Consider the following 1,461-nt stretch of genomic DNA (forward strand, 5'->3'; position numbering starts at 1 on the left):
TCAATGCCCTCGGCACTGCCGAGATCATTCGCGTGGCATAACGCCAGCGGGGTAAGGGGAAGTCATGCCTCAGGCGTGAGTTCTGCAACAATGCCCTCCGAAAGATCCTCGATCAGCACATGCAGACTGACATCGACACTCTCATGCCATGGAACTTCGGCAAGTAGTAAAACCACAGTGCCATGGGTGATGGACTGCCGCTTACCGTCGAACCGGGTGCCGTGCCGCAGAAGGCTCCAGGCGATTCGAGCGAGTTTGTTGGCAAGCGCAATGGCCGCTTTGTTTCGCGGCATAACTGTGAGCACTGGTTCGTCGTCATCAATCGGTTCATCTCTTAACTCATTTCCGGTAGTCCATCCCCTCACATAAAGACCAAAACGATCATCGGATTTGAGATCGGTGGACAGTTCACCGATAGTCACATCTATTTGCATGGTATTTGAGGCGTCGCAATCCAAGAAGTCCGCCTCCATGAAGCTTAGCCAGCGCGACGACAATGTAGACAACCGCACGTCGAGGGGATGCCATTCGCAATCGCGCTCGCCGACTTCCAAGTGCCCGCCTCGATGGTATGGAGTCGCGAGGCGCTTATCGGCTACCTTTATGGTCAGGGGGCCAAGACAAGGGAAAATGATGGTCGCAAGTTCGCCGTCCCTACGACTGCAACACATCTGCTCGGCGGAACAGGCTTCCCTGCCGGGCTGTTCACGGACAGCAGAAATGAAGAGCTGTCTGCGATCATCTTCACCAATGCCTGCGCGATATCCAAATTGAGCCGGGTAAGCATCTCGTCAGGTGCGGATACCAAAGGTTTGCGTTACACGCGTATCGGTAATTTCTTTGATCGGACGCCAGGGGCATTGAAAGGCATACCTTTCTGTCTTGATATCACAAGTGAAGAATACAAGACCCTTTGGCCACAGCACTACGAGCCATGGTGCGCAGAAATGGAAGTCTTTCATAATCCATTTGCTCGTTATCCATTTCCGAAGGCGCTCTTGCCGGAGGTCACTCATTGGTTCGAGCTGGGCGGAGAAATAGTCTGCGAGTCATTTTACGAGACGTCGATCCTTTGGTCTCAGACAATAATTCAGAAACAATCGGACCGCATAATAACCTTGGATGACTTCGTGGCGGATCCCACTTGATCAGAACATCGGATCAGTGACCGCCGACGGCGCGTATGCCACGCGCAAATGCCCATGCTGTAATTCCACCGCGCAAGAACGCCAAGCCGTGGAAACCTACAAGCGCCGGAGCCATGGGTAAGCGGCAGTCCATCACCCATGGCACTGTGGTTTTACTACTTGCCGAAGTTCCATGGCATGAGAGTGTCGATGTCAGTCTGCATGTGCTGATCGAGGATCTTTCGGAGTGTGGCGGCGACATAGGCTTCGGGGTTTACGGCGTTCAGGCGACATGTGCCTATCAGCGAGGCGACACGCGCCCATGTCGCGGCGC

3 protein-coding genes and 1 pseudogene are annotated in these 1,461 nt (G+C 54.1%); 2 read left to right on the forward strand and 2 right to left on the reverse strand.

All coding sequences use genetic code 11. From position 1 onward, the window contains the following. Positions 1-62: 62 nt before the first annotated feature. A complete protein-coding gene (locus CHB75_RS21145; RefSeq protein WP_141135173.1) occupies positions 63-554 on the reverse strand; it encodes a hypothetical protein in 492 nt (163 codons plus the stop codon). On the opposite strand from CHB75_RS21145, the gene CHB75_RS21150 reads away from it, so the two are divergent. Both CHB75_RS21150 and CHB75_RS21155 read left to right on the forward strand, forming a co-directional pair. After that, on the forward strand, positions 522-1,148 hold the full coding sequence (locus CHB75_RS21150; protein WP_089274140.1) for a hypothetical protein: 627 nt from the start codon (positions 522-524) through the stop codon (positions 1,146-1,148). The genes CHB75_RS21145 and CHB75_RS21150 overlap by 33 nt on opposite strands. Further along, a pseudogene (locus CHB75_RS21155) lies at positions 1,135-1,282 on the forward strand (IS5/IS1182 family transposase); the annotation flags it as partial. The gene CHB75_RS21150 and the pseudogene CHB75_RS21155, both read left to right, overlap by 14 nt. Before the next feature lie 21 nt (positions 1,283-1,303). Here CHB75_RS21155 and CHB75_RS21160 read toward each other — a convergent pair. Next, the coding region (locus CHB75_RS21160) for a transposase domain-containing protein (RefSeq protein WP_141135057.1) at positions 1,304-1,461 on the reverse strand (158 nt) is incomplete at its 5' end.

The sequence above is a fragment of the Puniceibacterium sediminis genome (assembly GCF_900188035.1).
GTDB lineage: Bacteria > Pseudomonadota > Alphaproteobacteria > Rhodobacterales > Rhodobacteraceae > Puniceibacterium > Puniceibacterium sediminis.

Coding starts and splice junctions, on each gene's coding strand:
- CHB75_RS21150 (WP_089274140.1), top strand. CDS start 522: ATGCCATTCGCAATCGCGCTCGCCGACTTCCAAGTGCCCGCCTCGATG.